We start from the raw sequence: 19197 nt of genomic DNA, 5'->3' as shown, positions 1-19197 counted from the left end.
CGGGAACACCGATATTTGTTTATCCGAAAAGAGAAGTCTGCATTTAGTAAAACAATTTCAGCAAATAGTAGTATATTTGCTAAATACCACAGAATAGAACAGAACAGTAATTTGTAACATGAAAAAATCAATTTTAAACCTAATCCTAATTTTTTGTGCTTTTGCTGTATTTGCACAGAATGAAAATCTCGATTTTTTAGATCCTTCACTTCCCACAGATGAGCGTGTTGATATGCTGGTATCGCAAATGACGCTTCAGGAAAAGATCGATCAGCTGGAATTTACATCAAAAGCAATCGACCGTTTACAGGTGCCTGAATACAACTGGTGGAACGAATGTTTGCACGGTGTGGCCAGAGCAGGTTATGCAACGGTTTTTCCGCAGTCGATAAGTATTGCAGCATCGTGGGATGCCGATTTGTTAAACCGGGTGGCTGTGGCCATTTCGGACGAAGCCCGGGCAAAACACCATGAGTTTGTTCGGCGCGATAAACGTGGAATTTACCAGGGACTTACTTTTTGGTCGCCAAACATTAATATTTTCCGCGATCCGCGCTGGGGACGGGGCCACGAAACCTACGGCGAAGATCCTTATCTGACCGGAATTCTGGGAACCGAGTTTGTAAAAGGACTTCAGGGCGACGATCCAAAATACCTGAAAGTGGTTGCCACTGCAAAACATTATGCCGTCCATTCAGGTCCCGAACCGTTGCGCCACGAATTTAATGCCTTGGTGAGCGAACGCGACCTTCGCGAGACCTATTTGCCTGCCTTTCGTATGTTGGTGAAAGACGGTGGTGTTTATTCCGTTATGGGAGCGTACAATCAGTTTCGTGGCTATCCGTGTTGTGCCAGCGACGAGTTATATAACATTCTTCGTAACGACTGGGGATTTGATGGTTACGTCGTTTCTGATTGCTGGGCCATTTCTGATTTTTATACTTTCCAGGATTTCTCAGAAGATGCCGCAGAAGCAGCAGCCGTTGCGGTTAAAGCCGGTACTGATTTAAACTGTGGAAGTTCTTACCGCCATCTTAACGAGTCGGTTGAACGTGGTTTGATTACAGAAGATGAGATTGATATCGCCGTGAAACGCTTGTTTACCGCACGTTTTAAGCTGGGGATGTTCGATCCGGACGAAGAAGTGCCTTATGCACAAATTCCTTTCTCAGTAAATTCTTCGGAAGAAAACGATGAGCTGGCGTTAGAAGCCGCTCGTAAAAGTATTGTTTTGCTCAAAAACCAGGATCAAACACTGCCGCTTTCGAAAGACATTAAAACACTTGCTGTTATTGGCCCAAACGCCGATAACTGGGAGTCGCTGGTTGGAAATTACAATGGTATTGCCAAAAATCCGGTTACCGTTTTGAAAGGATTACAAAATAAATTACCAAACACCAAAATCCTTTATGCTGAAGGTAGTCATTTGGCAAAAGGAGTTAGTAACCTGCATGCGATTCCATCCGCGTTTTTACAAACCGAAGATGGTAAACAAGGCGTAAAAGGAGAGTATTTTAATAATGCCAAATTTGAGGGAGAACCGGTTTTTACCAGAATCGATGAAAACATAAATTTTTACTGGGAAGCTAACGCTCCAACTCCTGAAATGAATGACGATGACTTTAGTGTGCGCTGGACAGGCTACATCGTTCCGAACGTATCGGGTGAGTATAGAATCGGGAGTTGGGGAATGCCAAAACTCGATATCTGGGTTGAAGGAGAAAAATTATTAAGTCATAACTCAGAACATCATGCCTTTCATCACGAGAAGGCTGTAAAAATGGAGGCGGGCAAAAAGTACAAATTTGTATACGAATATGCCAACGATCACGGCGATGGCGATGCCAAACTGCTGTGGGCCATTCCAAATAAAAACCTTAAACAAGAGGCCGTAGAAGCGGCTCAACAAGCCGACGCTGTTGTTTTGGTACTTGGCCTTTCTCAACGTCTTGAAGGCGAGGAGATGCAATTGAAAGTTGATGGTTTTGAAGGAGGCGATCGCACACATTTAAAACTTCCTGAAACGCAGCGAGAGTTGATGAAAGCTGTAAAAGCCACAGGAAAACCTGTAATTCTTGTTTTATTAAACGGAAGTGCACTGGCTGTAAACTGGGCCGACGAAAACCTGGAGGCCATTCTATCTGCAGGTTATCCGGGGCAGGAGGGAGGAAACGCTGTTGCTGATGTATTATTGGGTGTTTATAACCCGGCAGGACGTTTGCCGGTTACCTATTACAAATCGGTTGATCAGTTGCCGCCGTTCGAAAATTATGATATGGAAAACCGTACTTACAAGTACTTTAACGGCGAGCCACTTTACCCGTTTGGCTTTGGATTGAGTTACACTTCATTTACATATTCCGATATTAAATTGGCCAAAAAAGCCAAAATTGGCGATCCGATTGAAATTACTGCAAAAGTTACGAATAGCGGAAAAATAAACGGCGAAGAGGTTGTGCAGTTGTATTTAAAAGATCTGGTCGCATCAACACCCCGTCCGAAATATCAGTTAGAGGGTTTTCAGCGAATAAACTTGAAAGCCGGCGAATCAAAAACAGTAAAGTTTGTTCTGGAGCCGCGTCAGTTTTCAATTATTGGGGCAGATGAAAAGCGTGTTATCGAACCCGGAGATTTTACCATTTTTGTGGGCGGAAGTCAACCGGAAGGAAAAGGCAAAAACGGAATTTCAAAAACGATTGAACTGAAAGGAAATGACACTTTTATTGATTAGGATAGAAATACATTAAATATAAATAAGGTCTGCTACTCTCTGATTAGCAGGCCTTTTTTAATTTGATTCTATCAAGACACACTTTTTCATAGAGAAATATGATCTGTATTAAAAGTACCGTATTTACTGGTAGTTTGTCATCATAATGAACATATGGGTGATTGTAAAGGAAGACGATTATAGGATATAATGAAATTATGTCATAAATTGATGTAAAACCAATCGCTGTTTAATTGTTAAAACCTTTATTAATCATGAAAAAGTATTTAGTTTTAATTGTAATGGCACTGGCCATTGTGATTGTTTCTTGTGAAAAAACGGAAGAAATTTCTGTAGTAAATCCCGATCAGGTTGAGTTTATTACACATTCTGAAGTGGTAATCCCGGGGCAATATATTGTATTGCTCGAATCCTCTAATTTAAAATCCGCTTATAAAACTAAGGTTGAAGCAGATCATGCAGTAGCTCTAAAAGCGATTAAAATAAGCAATGCAGCTCAAATTAATATTGGTGAACCTAAAATGGTTTACAGCCAAACTATTGAAGGAGTTGTTGTAAATATCAGTGAAGAGGAAGCCAACACATTGATGTCGGCAGATGGTGTTCACGGTGTTTATCCTGATAAAATGGTAACATTGAAAAAACCGGGTACAGACCCTGATGATTTGCCCGAAGAGGTTGTTCCTTATGGAATTATCAGGGTTGGAGGGGGAGCCACTTATTCCGGAACTCATAAAGCCTGGATAATTGACACAGGTATTGATATGGACCATCCTGATCTTAATGTTGATCAGACACTGGGTGCTACTTTTATCACCAGGACTACAACTCCGGAAGATGATAATGGTCACGGATCGCACTGTGCTGGTATTGTTGCCGCAATTGACAACGAAATTGGAGTTGTTGGAGTAGCAGCAGGTGCAACGGTTGTCCCTGTAAAAGTTCTGGATAAAAGAGGCTCAGGAGCATATTCGGTAATCATTGCCGGTGTTGATTATGTTGCAGCGAATGCAGAAACCGGTGATGCCGCTAATATGAGTTTGGGAGGCGGTGTTTATGAACCAATTGATGATGCTGTTATTGCATTAGGCGAAGCAGGAGTTATGGTGGCACTGGCCGCCGGTAACGAAAGCGATGATGCTAATAACCATTCGCCTGCCCGTGCAAACGGTACAAATATTTATACCGTTTCAGCAATGGATGTAAACGATGAATTTGCTTATTTTTCAAATTATGGAAATCCACCAATTGATTATTGTGCTCCCGGAGTAAGCATCCTGTCTTGCTACAAAAGTGGTGGTTTTGCAACAATGAGCGGAACATCAATGGCTGCACCACACGTTTGTGGATTGTTATTGGCAACCGACGGAGATTTAACCACAGATGGTTACGTAATTGGCGATCCTGACGGAGATTCAGACCCAATTGCGCATATGTAATTAAATTAATTAAATGAAAACCCCGATTGGTACAATAAAGGCGCAGCAATTAGCTGCGCCTTTTCAATTACCCTTCGCATAGATAATCTATCTTCCAATGCGATATGAAAATTTCACAAGGAAGACGTTATGTGGTTTCTCATCAAAAAGATCACTTATGTCGTTACCAAAATCAAATTTACCCATGTTGTTATAACAGCCGCGGTTTTGCGACCACACCAGGTAGATCATCGAACCAGGGCGATATTCCCATCGAACAACCAGGTTCGACAGAAATTCTTTCACGTTAAAATCGGGATTGTTGAAACTATAGTCGGTTGTACCGTTTAACGTTTCATCAATGTTGTATACACTGTTTTGGGCATCGTATGTAATTTGTTCTCCGGTAAATAAAGCATAACGGTTGTCAATATCTGAGGCTTTACTATCAGTTATATACTTAAAGGCATCATAATCGCCTGTTGCAATAAAAGGCTGTCCCCAAAACTGTACCGTAAGATCTGGCGTAATATTGTAGTTTACTCGAATCGACGTACTAAATGTTTTGCGATTAATGGTACCCATGATGTAACGTTTGTCGTTACCGTAATCTTGCTGTGTAATGTACTGAAGCCGGTTGTCGCTTACCCCGAATTCCGGACTAATCTCAATTTGCATTGCTTTTATCGGGCGATAACCAAATTCTATCTCAAAACTTTTACTTGAGAAATAACCATTTTCGTTGCTCCAGTTCATTCCTCCATCGGCACCATAGGTAAATTTCTTCTGAGGATTTGAGAATACACCGGCATAAAAACTGTGGTTTCCCGAAAGTTTTAACGACGGACCACCGCGCAGTGCCGAATGCGAAAGCTGCTCGCCATTAATATTTACACTCGAAAAGGCATTCCAAAAGTTTTTAAACTGCGCATGTCCGTTAATATTACCACCGGCTCCAACTAAATCGCCACCAAAATCATAATTGGTCCACTGGTTAAAATTAAGCCCCATACTTCTGAAAATGGAGAATGGTTCGTACCAGCGATATCCGGCCCAAAATGCCTGCATAATATCGTCAACTTCAGGGGTGTAACCAATATCGTTTATTTCCAGTCCCGGGGATTTCCAGCTAAATATTCCGGCAAATTTGAATCTACCTCCTGTTTTCCCCAATGTGAATTTACCACCTGTTCCGGCCAGCGAAGTTCTTGTTGAATCGAGTGTCACATAATCGGCATCAGGGCGCTGATAGGTGCGCGAATATGATGTTTGAGTATTAAGAATTGCTTCTTCGCTACCCTCAACACGACTAAAATAAACTCCGGCGTCAACAAACCAGTCCTTGTTGTGCCACTTGTGTACAAAATCGATTCCACCGGTGTAGGCACTTTTATGAAGGAAATCCAGGTGACTGTCATCGATTTTTCGGTTGACGGCTGTAAACATTCCTCCAACGTAGGTATTTCCTTCATCAAAATCTTTTTGAACCCTGCCCACAAAATAATTGGTTAAGGGCTCAACCACTTGTTTACGGTCGGCACCCGGTCCTTTAATTTTTGCTTTTTCTTCGGCGGTAACACTTTCAATAACACCAACCGACCAACCGTTTTTAGTTTTTCCGGTGACTTTTGCTGCTCCCAGAATTCGGGTAAAGTCAGGATTTTCGGCATATTCATTATCATTTAAGTCAGCCGAATAATGCGGGCGACGTCCGATTCTGCGTGAGTAAAACAGGTTATTGGCCGACTGGTTACCGTCGCCAAACGCAAGTTTATACGACAGGATATTATTTCCTTCAATAAAGAATGGTCGTTTTTCACGGAAAAAGGTTTCGTAGGTACTTAGGTTAACCTGCGATGGGTCGGCTTCAACCTGGCCAAAATCAGGGTTGATCGTGAGGTCCATGGTGAGGTAGTTGGTAAGACCAATTTTTGCATCCAAACCGGCATCAAAACCACTCGATTTCCCCGACTCCAGAAATGGGTTTTCAGGTACCTCTTCAAAACGCTCGGTGCGGGCAACCATGTATGGTGTAACATTCATCGAATTTTTGGGCTTAATATTTTTAATGCCCCGCATAATTCCAAACTGTGAAGTAAAACCGGCTGTTTCGCGTTTCATTGGTTGCCATGATGATAATTCGTCTTCGCGAAAAATGTAACGAAATATATTCAGTCCCCATACCTGTTCCTCACTTTCTTCAAAACGAAGCTGGGTGAGTGGAATTCGCATCTCTGCGTTCCATCCTTTTTTTGTAAGCGATGTTTTTGCATACCAGATCGGGTCCCAGGTATCGTCTTCGTTATCGCCATCGTTGGTGCTAACCATATCCGATCGCACTCCTGCGGCCGAAACGATAAATGCAAACGAGGTTCGTTTATCAAAATAAGAGTCGATATATAAACCGGCCAGATCGCCTTCTGTTTCATCGCGGCGTGTCATTCGCATTGAAATGCTGTCAGGGTCATCTAACGAACGGATGGCCACATACAGGTTGTTGGCGTCGTATAGAATGGCGTATTCTGTTTGTCGGGTTGGCGCTTCTCCTTCGTTGGGTTCATGTTGAATAAAGTTGTTTTCCCAGTTGGCATTTTGCCACTCGGGTTCGTCGAAAACACCGTTAACAGTAATGTTGAGATTTTCGGCTGTTGTAGCTGTGTACGTTCGTTTTTCCTGTGCCGAGATGAATTGAAATAAAAGTAAAAATAAGAGAACAGTTGCTTGTTTCATTGACATGGTTTTCCAATAAGACTGCTAAACTTGCGATCTGTTACAGATTTTATTTAACTTTTTTAGGTTAATTTTTTAGTCTGCTACTTTCCATAATAATATTGATTGCCCCGAGATAGAAAAACCAGGCAGCAGCAGCCATTAAAATATGACTGACCGACAAATAATTAAACCATTGGTGAATGGATAACTGATTCATAAAAACAAGTGCCGCAATTGCTGCAAACAAAACTCCTATGAGAATAAATTTACTGGATTTATTTCGTGTTTTTAGGTATAAAAATCCTTCGAGCGAGAGAACAATAAACATTAATCCGTATCCTGAATGAAACTCAACATAAAAGAAATTGAGGGTAACTACGGTTAGGGTTAAAAAGATTAAAAACTCAACAATATTCAATATACTTAATAGCTGCACGATTTTATTCGAAAGCTGAATGCGGGTATGTTCAATGGCTGCACGTTCAACAAACATTATCGAAAACATGCTGGTTATCCAGCCCGGCAGTTTCCAGTAAAAATTAAAATGGTACAAAAAGGCATGTCCGATCAGTCCGCCAAAGGCCGTGGCAATTCCCATCAATAAAAAATAAAGTTTGAAGTAGATGAATACCTTTTCGGTTTTGTTCTTTCTGTGAATTTTGTAGGCGAAAATAAAACACAACACCGAAACAAGAAGGTCGGTAAGGGTTACAACAGGTTCGTCGATTTTGATTCCGAAAAGGAATATCGTGTTTATTTCTTCCATTAACAGATTTGTGTTTCAGTAACTAACACGCATATTAGAGAATAAAAAACTGGTTTAATTTTTGTTTAAAACCGCAGAGATATTTTATTTAATGCGTAGTTTTATCAAAATTCCAAATAAGCATCGAGAAATCCAAATTATGAGAACGGGTGACCTTATGGTTCTTTTTTTTGCAGTGTTTTCACTTATCTCGGTTAATGCCCTTAGCCAGGATAAAATTCACACTGTCTATCTCATTCCCGGTCAGGGAGCCGATGCCCGTTTGTATAAAAATCTGGAGCTCGACACGGCGTATCAGGTGAAACATATCGATTATTTCACTCCCGAAAAAGATTGGGATATGGAAACCTTTGCGCGTCAGTTGGCGAAACAAATTGACACCACTGAAACTTATTCGATAATTGGAGTGTCGTTGGGTGGGATGCTGGCCACCGAAATGACCGATCTTTTGCACCCTGAAAAGGTGATCGTTATTTCGAGTGCGAAAAGCAGGAAAGAGTTCCCGGGGCGGTACCGTTTTCAAAAGGTAATTCCGGTGCATCGGCTGGTTCCCGGTTTTGCTATTAAAATGGGCGCAAAAATATTGCAACCTATTGTTGAACCTGACAGAAGCAAAGACAAAGCAACTTTTAAAAGTATGTTGCGAAATAAGGATCCTGAGTTTTTGAAACGAACTACGACTATGATCCTAACCTGGAAACGTGAAACTTACAATACAAAAATTGTACATATTCATGGTGATTTGGATAAAACCTTACCTCCTCGTTTTGTTCAGTACGATTACCTGGTGGAAGATGGTTCGCACATGATGGTGTTGACACGCGGAGAATTAATCAGCGAAATTGTAAATAATATTATGAAAGAATAAATTGCGCAACTTATCGGATTCTTCTTTGGTTTTCCTTAACTTACCATCAGAAACAGAAATAGTCGATTATGCACAATACTTTAAAACTCCTGACCTTTATTTTAGCAAGCATTATTTTGCCAACACAAGTAATAGCACAGATAGAAACAACTATTTTTGAAGTGGGCAAAAAAGATGATAAAAATGTTGTCTCGTTTTTTACCAACCGAGTGATAGAAGTTAACGCAGATAATTCATACACATTTAAAAATAGTAGTACACAACAAACTAACACACTTTATTTTTGTAATTACAATTACGATAACGATTCCATTGGATTAAATTTAAGGGCCGTTAACCTTTCTGATACGTATCCGACCGAAAAGTTAAAGCATAATATTATGTACGATATATACGAGTATAATCGTATGCAAAAAGGAATCAAGAACTTTTATATTGTTGTTGGCGGATACGGTAAAACTTTTGATAAACAGATACATGAATACATGCATCGTTTAAAAACAAATTACGGTGATTCGCTTTTCCATCAGGCTTCAATAACTGTTTTTGCATGGGGAACGGAAGATAAAGTTTATAAGTATTATAATGCGCTACGTGTGTCGAAAAGGGGAGCAGCCGATTTTGCTATATTTCAGCACATGCTCGATGAGTTTATGGGGGATACGGAATTTTGGGAAGTTCATCCCAAAGACATTAACATAAGCATTCTTTTTTCGTCGATGGCAAACGAAATGTTCCGAAGTTATATTCTCGAAAGAGAAAAACAGAATATTCCCCTGGTAAAAACATATAATGGAATAATATTCGTTGGAAGTGTCGCTCCCCGCAATGTCTTTGAAGAAGGTAAAGCCTTTCATAATCTTGGAGAAATGACTGATACGGTTCGTTTGGTTGTTAATTCAAAAGATATTTTACTAAAAATGTCGAGTTTGGCCCACCTGAAGAATCGCATTGGAAACAAAGGACCTAAGAATCCCGAAGAATTACCTGACTTTGTAAAAATGTCGAATATCAAGGCATTAATTACAAAAGAAGATATGAAACGTATGGGGCACGATTATGTGCTTACCAATCCTGTGGTTCAGGATGCTTTGCTTGAAATGGCTGAAAATAATATTTCCGGCAAAAAGTCAGACTAAATTACCTCAATCTTGTTTTTTGTTTGAATGGAGAAGTCGAAACAGGTGGTTTTGGAATAAATCCTTAGTTTTGGCACTCCAATTAAATAACTATGGCTAAAAAGAAATTATTGTGGGGAGCCGTGATGGCTATTTTTCTGGCCTCGTGCGGAGCTCCAAAAGTATTGACCACCCAAAAAACTGAAGCAACAAATTTTGAAGCAACAGGAAATTATTCGCAGGCTGTAACGGCCTGGGCGAGTTATTTCGAAACAACAGCGAATGAAGAAGTAGCAGGAGCCGATTTTGCTCAGGCAGCAAAAACAGCATTTAAAGCTGAGAATTCGGCGCAGGCAATTAGTTGGTTTGATCAGGCACGTTATAAAAATTATGCCGATGCTGAAATGTATCAAACACTGGCAGCTATTTACAAACAAGAGGATAACTTGTCGAAAGAATTGTCGGCACTGGAATATATCATCGAAAATTACGGAACTGACAATAATGATGTAAATTCGCGTTTACTGGCCATTTACACCGAAATTGATGCAAACGATAAAGCATTGGCAGTTTGGGAAACCCTGGATAGCGAATCGAAGAATACGGAAGCAAATCTGGATAATTATTTTACAGTGAACAAGGCTCTGGAAAATGAAGCCGTTTGCGACAGTCTTGCTAAGGTATTACTTGAAAAAAATCCTGAACATTTAAACGCTTTGGATTGGAACGCCAGGAAATATTACTGGGCCGGACAAAACCGCTACGAGCGTGAGATGGCGATATACAATGCGAACAAAACCCGTAAAAATTACAATACTCTTTTAAAAGAACTGGATTTGGTTACAGCCGATTTCAAAAAAGCTTTACCTTATCTGAATAAACTGTGGAAGGCAAAACCCGGAAAAGTTTATGCCGGTTATCTGGCTAATATTTACGCCCGGTTTGGCGACGAAGAAAAGACAGATTATTATAAAAACTATATGAAGTAAAAAAAAAGGCTGCTAATCAATTAGCAGCCTTTTTTTTGGATTTACCATCCTCCGCCAAGTGCTTTGTACAAGTTTATATTGGCTTCCAAACTTTTTTGCAACAACTCGGAATAATAGAGCTCGATATTAAAAAGCGCACGTTCTGCATCCAGCACTTCCAGGTAGCTGGTAACACCGCCGTCGTATCGTTGCCGCGAAAGTTCTGCTGCATTTTGCGATGCTTCCAATTGTTGACGTGTAAATTTCAGTTCATCGGCAAGAGTAGTTATGTATATCAATGCATCTTCAGTTTCCCTAAATGCTGAAAGTACCGCTTTTTCATAGTTGTATTTCATTTGGTCTCTTACTTCCCACTGTGCTTCAACGCGGCGTTTGTTTTTCCCGAATTGAAATATCGGCCCAAACAGGTCAGCACCGGCCGAACCAATAAAAGCATCATCCGAATTAAAATCAGCCAAATCGGCGCTGGCAATCCCCAATAATCCGGTTAAACTGATTGACGGAAAACGCATTGCCTGTGCCACACCGATTCGGGCATTTTGTGCTTTTAGCATCTGTTCAGCTTGAAGCACATCCGGGCGACGTTCCAGTAATTCCGAAGGTAATCCAGTCGGAACAATCCCTGGCAACTGAAGATCTTCAATTGTCGTTTCAGTAATAATAGGCGCCGGGTTTTGTCCGATTAATACACTAAGTGCGTTTTCAGTAAACGCGATAGAACGCTGGTAAACCGGAATAGCAGCTGCTGCAGTAGCCTCCTGAATTTGTGCCTGGTTAAGGTCAATCTCAGGGACGATACCTTTATCAAAACGTTCCTTGATGATTCGGTGCGATTCTTTTCTTGATTCAAGCGTTCGTTCTGCAATTACCAGTCGGTTTTTATAGTCGAGCAAGGTATGATAGGAAATGGCTACCTGCGAAACCAAACTTAACTCCAAAGCTTGTAATCCATATTCCGAAGCCAATAAATCTGCTTGTGCAGCTTCGGTTGCTCTCCGGTATTTGCCCCAGAAGTCAATTTCCCAATTCAGGTTTGTAGTTGCCGTTAACGACGACATTGCCGAAAGGGCAGGAGCCTGCGTATTTCCATAAGCAAATGATGCTGAATAAGAAAACTGGGGATAAAGATCGGCTTTGGCCATTCCCAGGTAAGCTCGTGCTTCATATATACTTGATACAGCCATTAAACGGTCTAGGTTTTTTGCCAGTGCCGAGTCGATAAGATTGGCCAATACGGGATCATTAAAAAGTACCTGCCAGTTTATGGTATCTGCTTCTGTTGCCTCACTATTCTGAAAACGATAATTTTCCGGTGTCTGCATTTCAACCTGTTGGAATTTCGGACCAACCATGCAGCTGCTTACGAATAGCAGCAGTGTCACACTCAATAAACTGTATATTTTATTTCGTTTCATTTTCATCATCTTTAAGGTTAGCTCTGTTTCTTTTGTTGGTCTGCCGCCGTCATTGCCTCTCGTTTCTTTTCGTAGCCGGCAATTTTTCCAATAAATACAAACAACATCGGGTAGAAGAATACGCCGAGTAAAGTGGCAACACTCATACCTCCCAGTAGCGCCATACCCATAACTTTACGTGCTTCGGCACCGGAACCGGATGCAACGACTAAGGGGAAAATACCCAGAATAAAAGAAAAGGCAGTCATAAGAATCGGGCGGAAACGAGAGCGGGCAGCTTCAATTGCCGCATCAAAAAGGCTCTTTCCTTTATCAAATTCATCTTTGGCAAACTCAACGATCAGAATCGCGTTTTTGGCAGCCATACCAATAAGCATTACAAAACTAACCTGTGCGAAAATATTGTTCTCGAAAGTTGGGCTTACCAGGCGGCCTAACCAAAGCGCGAATAAAGCTCCAAAAATAGCAAACGGTGTTCCCAGTAAAATACTAAATGGTAATGACCAGCTTTCGTACTGTGCAGACAGAATCAGGAATACAAAAAGCAATGAGAAGATCATGATAACTCCCAACGATCCGGAAGCTTGTTTTTCCTGGTACGACATGGCATTCCATTGGTAGCCCATGTCGGCCGGCAATACTTCTGCTGCAACTTCTTCCAGTGCCTTTATTGCTTGTGCTGATGTATATCCCTGGGCCGGAGCACCGGTAACTTCCACCGCACGATATAAATTAAAGCGGTTGGTATATTCCGGTCCGGAAATAGGTTCAACTGTGGCAAGTGTTGCCAACGGAACCATATCGCCGCTACTGTTTTTTATAAAGAAACTGTTGATGTCTTTTTCCGATACACGATACTCGTGTTCGGCCTGAATATAAGTTTTATATAAACGGCCAAATCGGGTAAAGTCATTCACATAGGCTCCACCCATAAATGCACCTACTGTGGTGTACAAATCGTTTAGTGAAACGCCCATTTTTAGCGCTTTTTCCTTATCGATATTTAAATAACGCTGCGGAACGTTAGCCTGGAACGTAGTGAAAGCGTTAGCGATCTCTTCACGGGCATTTGCGGCCTGCATGAACAGTGCTGCATTTTGCGCCAGGTAATCAGGAGTGTTTCCTCCCCGGTCTTGCAGCATAATGCTAAAACCTGATCCGTTACCCAAACCAGGAATTGCCGGAGGACCAAAGGCGAAAACTTGTGCGGCATTTATTTCTGTTACCAGGCGAATGTTGATCTCGCGTATAAGGTCATCTGCTGTTTTTTCACGTTCGTCCCAGTTTCGAAGACCGACAAACATAAATCCGGTATTGGTTGCCATTGCTCCCGATAACATACTAAATCCGGTTGCATTGGTAACATATTCAATTTCCGGGAATTCTTCCAGAATGCCTTCAATTTTTTTCGCCACAACATCCGATCGTTGCAAGGAGGCAGCATCGGGTAATTGCATGTTAATAAAGAGATAACCCATGTCTTCTGCCGGTATAAAACCTCCCGGAACCAATTTCCCGAAAACGGCCATTCCAACCGTAAGAACCAAAATGAATACGACTCCTCGTTTAATTTTTCGGGTAAAAACATTTGTGAGCTTCATGTAACCATCGGTTGACTTGCCCATAAATTTGTTGAACTTGCCAAAAAACCAACCAAGAGGACCTTTGTATGGTTTGGGCTCTTTTAGTAATAGCGATGCCAATGCCGGACTCAGCGTTAATGCATTTACCGAAGAAACAATAACCGAAACCACAATCGTAATTGCAAATTGTTGATATAATCTTCCGGTAATTCCGGCCATACCTGCAACCGGAATAAAAACTGCCACCAACACCAATGTGGTTGCCACAACCGGTGCCGATACTTTTCTCATGGCATCGAGTGTTGCTTCTTTTGTACCCATTCCGTTTGAAATATTCACCTGAACGGCTTCCACAACTACAATGGCATCGTCAACCACTATCCCGATGGCAAGAACCAAACCCAGCAGCGACAATACATTTATCGTGAATCCCAAAAGCGGAAAGAAAATAAAAGCTCCAACCAATGAAACCGGTATAGCTATGGTTGGGATAAGTGTAGCGCGCCAGTCCTGAATGAATATAAACACCACCAGAATTACCAGAATCAAAGCAATGATCAAGGTTTCTACAATATCGTTTATACCTGCAGTAATTGCAGCGGTAGTATCTAATGAAATATCGTATTTAATACCTTCAGGGAAGGAGCCTGAAAGACGTTCAATTTCTTCACGAACCTGGCTGGCCAATTCTGTTGCATTCGAGCCGGGTGCCTGATACAATGCAATGATGGAACAAGCTTCACCATTCATCCGGGTAAAAGCGCTGTAGGTTTCAACACCTAAGCTGATCTCTGCAATGTCTCTCAATCGTACCTGCGATCCGTCGGATTGCGTGCGAACTACGATCTCTCCAAATTCCTCAGGCGAATTAAAACGCTCCGGCATACGAACGGTATAAGTAAACTCTGTGCCCGGAGGTGAAGGTTCCGCTCCGAATTTTCCGCCCGGAACAACTGCATTTTGTTGATTGATTGCATTTAATATTTCAGGAATTGTCAATTCCATAGCAGCCAGTCGATCGGGTTTTACCCAAATACGCATGGAGTAATCGGATGCTCCAATAACATTTACCCGTCCGATTCCTTTAATACGAGCCAGCTGATCTTTAATATTGATCAAGCCATAGTTCCCAAGAAAATCCTGATCGTAACGTCCATCAGAAGTTAATGCGATTAACATTAAAATATTTGGTAGTGACTTTTCAGTTGTAACACCAAGTTTTTTTACTGATTCAGGAAGTTTTGCCGATGCTGCCGAAACACGGTTTTGCGCCAACACCGTGTTCATATCAGGATCGGTTCCCACATCAAACGAAATTTGAATATTCATAGTTCCGTCGTTGGCATTGGTCGACTTCATGTAAATCATATTGTCAACACCATTAATTTGCTGTTCCAACGGTGTTGCCATCGATTCTTCAACAGTAAGCGCATTGGCTCCGGTGTACGATCCTCGAACCTGAACGATAGGAGGGGTAAGGTTCGGATATTGCTCAATTGGCAAACCACTGAGCATTACAAAACCGACGATAACAATTACAATGGCGATTACCATTGCAACGATTGGCCGGTGAACAAAGAAATTTCCTTTATTATCTGACATAGCTGTGGTTTAAAGGTTTGCGAACTGACTTTTAAATTCAACGGTTTCGGCCACAACCGGCATGCCGTTTCGTACTTTCTGAAGCCCCTCAATAAGTACTTTATCTCCGGGGTTTAAACCATCTGTAATCAGCCACATATCGCCAACTTTGCCACCCGAAACAATTTGTCTTGTTTCAATTTTATTCTCGCTGTTAACAATAAACACTGAATATTGTCCCTGCAATTCTTTTACACATTTTTGAGGAATGACTATCGCATTTTGGTGTCTTAGTGGAATCCGAACTTTTGCGTATTGTCCCGGACGAATAATCAAATCAGGATTCGGGAAGCGTGTCTGAATAAGAATGGTTCCGGTGTTGCTGTCAACTCCGCGATCAATAAAATTCACTGCTCCTTTATATTTGTGTATCGAATTATCAGCTAAAACCAATTCCAGAACGTTTAAATGTTCTCCGCTTTCCTGGTACAATTTTTCGGTACCACCCAAATAGTTTACCACTTGTAAATACTGGTTTTCGGGTAAGAAAAAATCAACGTGAATTACATCGGTTTTCGAGACGGTATTTAGTACCACGAGCGGTGCCTGGCCAACCAAATCGCCTACTTTCGCAATCGACTTACCAATTATTCCATCTATCGGAGAATAAACTTTAGTGTATCCCAGTTGGATTTGAGCGATTTCTAGATTCGCTTCTGCCGCTTTTACCTGCGATTCAGCCGCTTCAAATTGTACCTGTGCGCCATCAAGATCGGCCTGACTAACAGCATTGTTTTCTGCCAAAGGTTTGTAGCGGTTTAAATCGCTTTGTGCTTTTGCATAAACCGATTTGGCCTCAGCTACCTGGCTTTGTTTTGCCGCAACTTCGGCTTCATATGGTTGTGCATCGATGGTGTACAACAACTGACCTTTTTTAACGGGCAGACCTTCATTAAAATGTATTCCTTCAAGAAACCCGGCTACACGGGCGCGAATGGAAATGTCCTGGTAACCGTAAACCTGACCAACATAATCAACTTTTTCAACAACATCTTTTTGAACAACATCAACAACTTTAACTTGCAGCGACGTTGCCTGATTTTGCTGTTCCTGCGCACACGAAAAGAACAGAACTGCTACTGTTATGACTAATAAAATTCTCATAGGAAATGGTTTTAGATAATTCATTCTCACGCATTTTGGATTTTACGAATAAATTGACTCTACAAGTTATAATATTTCGGGTGATTATTGTTAAGTCCTTTGGGATTAAATTTTATATGATTGGGAATGAGGTTTGTAGAAGTGTTGGTCTGAGTGAAATTTGGCTAATTGCATCGATAACTCTTCTTAGTATGCTTTGCTAGCAGCGTTAGTTAGTCAGATTTATGCATTTAACCTGGCTGCGTAAAATTCGTAATTCATCCCTCAATACGCATAAAAAAAGGTCCCTGCAACCAGAGACCTTTTTCATTATTGGATAACTATTTATTATTCCATTAAATTGTTTTTTAGGAATTTAATCATTTTGGTGTAAAGGTGCATACTCGTGTTACCTCCTCTAATGCCATGGTTTCGATTGGTGTACATGGCCATTTCGAACGGCACGCCTGCCTGCACCATTTTTTCTGTCATTTCAAATGTGTTTTGGGCGTGTACATTATCGTCGGCAGTTCCGTGAACAATCAGTAAATTCCCTTTAATATCTCCGGCGTGAGAAAGTGGCGAGTTATCGTCGTAACCTTCAGGATTCTCCTGTGGTGTACGCATAAAACGTTCGGTGTAAACCGTATCGTAAAAACGCCAGCTGGTTACCGGAGCAACCGCAATACCTGCTTTAAAAAGATCGCCGCCTTTTTCCAACGTGAGCAAGGTCATAAAACCACCATAGCTCCAACCGAAAATCGAGATGTTTTCGGCATCAACATAGGGCAGGGTAGTCAGGTATTTTGCTGCCTCAACCTGATCATCCGATTCGTATTTACCCAACTGCATGTAGGTAACTTTTCTGAATTCTTCGCCACGTGCACCTGTTCCGCGCGGATCGACACAAACCACCAGAAAACCTTCCTGTGCGAGGTATTCATTCCAGCTAACGCCACCCCACGAGTCTCTAACACTTTGTGAATTCGGGCCGCTGTATTGCGTCATAAAAACCGGGTATTTTTTCGAAGTGTCAAAATCATTTGGTTTTAGCAACCAGCCATTCAACTCAATTCCTTCAGAAGTAGTAAAAGTGAAAAACTCCTTTTGAGGAATTTTCATACTCTTAATTGTATTTTTCAATACCGTGTTATCCTGTAGGAATCGGATTTGTTCGCCTTTTTTATTTTCGTGCAAGGTAATGTAATTCGGTACTTTTGCGCTGCTGTAATAATTGATGAAGTACTTAAAGTTTGTACTAAAAACAGCACTGTTTGTGCCTTCAAGTGTCGACAGTTTTCCTTTTTCTTCCTTATCCTGACTTACAAAGTAAACTTCGCGGCGTAATGGTGATTCGGCTGCAGCCTGGTAGTAATAAAGTTTTTTCTCAGCGTCGTAACCATAAAAGTCGGTCACGTCAAATTCGCCTTCGGTAAGTTGTGCAATTTCAAATCCTTGCTTGTCGTATAAATACAAGTGCGACCAACCATCGCGTTCGCTTTGCACCACAAAATTTCCATTGTCAAGATAGGTGAATGCATCAAGGAAATTCTCCGCTATATAACGGTCGTTTTTTTCGGTCAGGAAATTTCGCGAGTCGCCGGTGTAAGGATTTGCGTATAAAATGTCCATTTGGTTTTGATGACGATTTAAACGCATTACAACCAGCTCGTTGGCATCGGGAGTCCAGTTTAAACGCGGAACATAAATATTCGTTTTTTCGCCAATATCAACTTTGATGGCAATTTTTGATTTCACTTCGTACGAGAAAACTTCAACTATTGAGTTGGCTTCACCAGCTTTCGGATATTTATAGTTATATGCACCGGGATATAATTTATTGTCGTTAAGTGTTGGTGCAGCTCCGGCATACATTGGCATACTAAACTCACGCACTTCGCTTTCGTCGAATCGGATATAAGCCAGAAATTTACTGTCGGGCGACCACCAGAATGCTTTGTTAAAACCAAATTCTTCCTCGTAAACCCAGTCGGGAGCACCGTTGATGATCTCGTTAAACTTACCGTCTTTTGTTGCCTGGTGCGTACTTCCAAATTTCAGGTTTTTGATAAAAATGTTGTTATCGCGAACATAAGCTACATAATTACCATCGGGCGAAAAAGTTGCCAGCTGTTGTGCTCCTTTATCCGAAAGTTGCTCTATTTCTTTGGTTACCGAGTTCCATACATAAAATTCGGCTGTGTACGAATGGCGATAAATTGATTTACGCTCCGTAGTCAGTAATATTTTTGTTTCGTCATCACTCAATTCGTAGGCCAAAAAAGAGGAGATAGGGGCATCTTTTACTTTCGTGATGTCAAAAAGAACTTCAACTTCGTCACCCGTTTTGTAGCTGTATTTTACAATTTTTGTTTGTGCCTCCAGCGTGGTGTAATGAATGCCATCATTCATCGATCGCAGTCCGTAAACCGATTGCGCCCGAAATGTGCCTTTCTGAAAAATGTCTTCTAATGTAATTTTTTGCGCTTGCTGCGCCTGTGCTGTTAAAATCGTCAAAAATGCGACCAATAAAATAAGCAGTTTCTTCATTGTTTCTTTTCCTTTTGTATGGTGAACAAAAATAGAAAAGTTTAATTTATTGCCTAATGCCATATTTCACTTATAAATCAGAAATATGCTTTAAATCTCAATAGAAAGTAGGGTGGTTCAGCACCAGGCTGTATACTTATCAGAATCATTTGGAAGATATTAAGGGATTGGATTCTTGAAGCTTTAACACATTAAATAACTTGGTCGTCTGAAGTTTGGTTATAGCGTGAAGCTAGCCGGGTAAAGGTTTGACTTAACGTGATAACATAAATTCTCCATATAACATTTTTTCATACCACTGAGTCCTGTTTTTACAGGTATTG

Annotated in this window: 11 protein-coding genes; 5 read left to right on the top strand and 6 right to left on the bottom strand. The window is 41.2% G+C overall.

What is annotated here, in order from left to right; all coding sequences use genetic code 11:
- The first annotated feature begins 118 nt into the window (after positions 1-118).
- On the top strand, positions 119-2731 hold the full coding sequence (locus tag SLH46_RS11010; protein WP_320281237.1) for a glycoside hydrolase family 3 C-terminal domain-containing protein: 2613 nt from the start codon (positions 119-121) through the stop codon (positions 2729-2731).
- A 254-nt stretch (positions 2732-2985) separates the two neighbouring features.
- Positions 2986-4170, top strand: a complete 1185-nt coding sequence (locus SLH46_RS11005; protein WP_320281236.1) for a S8 family peptidase — start codon at positions 2986-2988, stop codon at positions 4168-4170.
- An 87-nt stretch (positions 4171-4257) separates the two neighbouring features.
- On the opposite strand, the gene SLH46_RS11000 is transcribed toward SLH46_RS11005, so the two are convergent.
- The gene (locus tag SLH46_RS11000; RefSeq protein WP_320281235.1) at positions 4258-6879 is read right to left on the bottom strand and encodes a DUF5916 domain-containing protein; all 2622 of its coding nucleotides are present in this window, start codon (positions 6877-6879) and stop codon (positions 4258-4260) included.
- A gap of 67 nt (positions 6880-6946) precedes the next feature.
- On the bottom strand, positions 6947-7627 hold the full coding sequence (locus tag SLH46_RS10995) for a DUF6962 family protein (protein WP_320281234.1): 681 nt from the start codon (positions 7625-7627) through the stop codon (positions 6947-6949).
- Between the two features lie 139 nt (positions 7628-7766).
- Between SLH46_RS10995 and SLH46_RS10990 the strand changes: the two genes are divergently transcribed.
- The 3 genes from SLH46_RS10990 to SLH46_RS10980 all read left to right on the top strand — a co-directional run bounded on the left by SLH46_RS10990 (position 7767) and on the right by SLH46_RS10980 (position 10602).
- The gene (locus tag SLH46_RS10990; RefSeq protein WP_320281233.1) at positions 7767-8495 is read left to right on the top strand and encodes an alpha/beta fold hydrolase; all 729 of its coding nucleotides are present in this window, start codon (positions 7767-7769) and stop codon (positions 8493-8495) included.
- A gap of 68 nt (positions 8496-8563) precedes the next feature.
- Positions 8564-9634, top strand: coding sequence for a hypothetical protein (locus SLH46_RS10985; RefSeq protein WP_320281232.1), 1071 nt, complete (start codon positions 8564-8566; stop codon positions 9632-9634).
- A 92-nt stretch (positions 9635-9726) separates the two neighbouring features.
- Complete coding sequence (locus tag SLH46_RS10980; protein WP_320281231.1) at positions 9727-10602, top strand: tetratricopeptide repeat protein; 876 nt, start codon at positions 9727-9729, stop codon at positions 10600-10602.
- Positions 10603-10643: 41 nt separating this feature from the next.
- On the opposite strand, the gene SLH46_RS10975 is transcribed toward SLH46_RS10980, so the two are convergent.
- The 4 genes from SLH46_RS10975 to SLH46_RS10960 all read right to left on the bottom strand — a co-directional run bounded on the left by SLH46_RS10975 (position 10644) and on the right by SLH46_RS10960 (position 18874).
- Positions 10644-12017: an efflux transporter outer membrane subunit gene (locus SLH46_RS10975; protein ID WP_320281230.1), complete on the bottom strand. Its 1374-nt coding sequence runs from the start codon at positions 12015-12017 to the stop codon at positions 10644-10646.
- 17 nt (positions 12018-12034) lie between these two features.
- Positions 12035-15202: an efflux RND transporter permease subunit gene (locus SLH46_RS10970; RefSeq protein WP_320281229.1), complete on the bottom strand. Its 3168-nt coding sequence runs from the start codon at positions 15200-15202 to the stop codon at positions 12035-12037.
- A gap of 9 nt (positions 15203-15211) precedes the next feature.
- On the bottom strand, positions 15212-16345 hold the full coding sequence (locus SLH46_RS10965) for an efflux RND transporter periplasmic adaptor subunit (protein ID WP_320281228.1): 1134 nt from the start codon (positions 16343-16345) through the stop codon (positions 15212-15214).
- Positions 16346-16672: 327 nt separating this feature from the next.
- On the bottom strand, positions 16673-18874 hold the full coding sequence (locus tag SLH46_RS10960) for a S9 family peptidase (RefSeq protein WP_320281227.1): 2202 nt from the start codon (positions 18872-18874) through the stop codon (positions 16673-16675).
- Positions 18875-19197: the final 323 nt, after the last annotated feature.

The organism is Draconibacterium sp. IB214405, assembly GCF_033963885.1.
Taxonomy (GTDB): Bacteria; Bacteroidota; Bacteroidia; order Bacteroidales; family Prolixibacteraceae; genus Draconibacterium.
The sequence above is the reverse complement of the archived record's forward strand: the minus strand, read 5'-3'. Positions and strand labels throughout refer to the sequence as shown.

What these genes read in the sequence shown, in the direction of transcription:
- SLH46_RS11010 (WP_320281237.1), top strand. Translation starts at nt 119, where the DNA reads ATGAAAAAATCAATTTTAAACCTAATCCTAATTTTTTGTGCTTTTGCT.
- SLH46_RS11005 (WP_320281236.1), top strand. Translation starts at nt 2,986, where the DNA reads ATGAAAAAGTATTTAGTTTTAATTGTAATGGCACTGGCCATTGTGATT.
- SLH46_RS11000 (WP_320281235.1), bottom strand. Translation starts at nt 6,879, where the DNA reads ATGAAACAAGCAACTGTTCTCTTATTTTTACTTTTATTTCAATTCATC.
- SLH46_RS10995 (WP_320281234.1), bottom strand. Translation starts at nt 7,627, where the DNA reads ATGGAAGAAATAAACACGATATTCCTTTTCGGAATCAAAATCGACGAA.
- SLH46_RS10990 (WP_320281233.1), top strand. Translation starts at nt 7,767, where the DNA reads ATGAGAACGGGTGACCTTATGGTTCTTTTTTTTGCAGTGTTTTCACTT.
- SLH46_RS10985 (WP_320281232.1), top strand. Translation starts at nt 8,564, where the DNA reads ATGCACAATACTTTAAAACTCCTGACCTTTATTTTAGCAAGCATTATT.
- SLH46_RS10980 (WP_320281231.1), top strand. Translation starts at nt 9,727, where the DNA reads ATGGCTAAAAAGAAATTATTGTGGGGAGCCGTGATGGCTATTTTTCTG.
- SLH46_RS10975 (WP_320281230.1), bottom strand. Translation starts at nt 12,017, where the DNA reads ATGAAACGAAATAAAATATACAGTTTATTGAGTGTGACACTGCTGCTA.
- SLH46_RS10970 (WP_320281229.1), bottom strand. Translation starts at nt 15,202, where the DNA reads ATGTCAGATAATAAAGGAAATTTCTTTGTTCACCGGCCAATCGTTGCA.
- SLH46_RS10965 (WP_320281228.1), bottom strand. Translation starts at nt 16,345, where the DNA reads ATGAGAATTTTATTAGTCATAACAGTAGCAGTTCTGTTCTTTTCGTGT.
- SLH46_RS10960 (WP_320281227.1), bottom strand. Translation starts at nt 18,874, where the DNA reads ATGAAGAAACTGCTTATTTTATTGGTCGCATTTTTGACGATTTTAACA.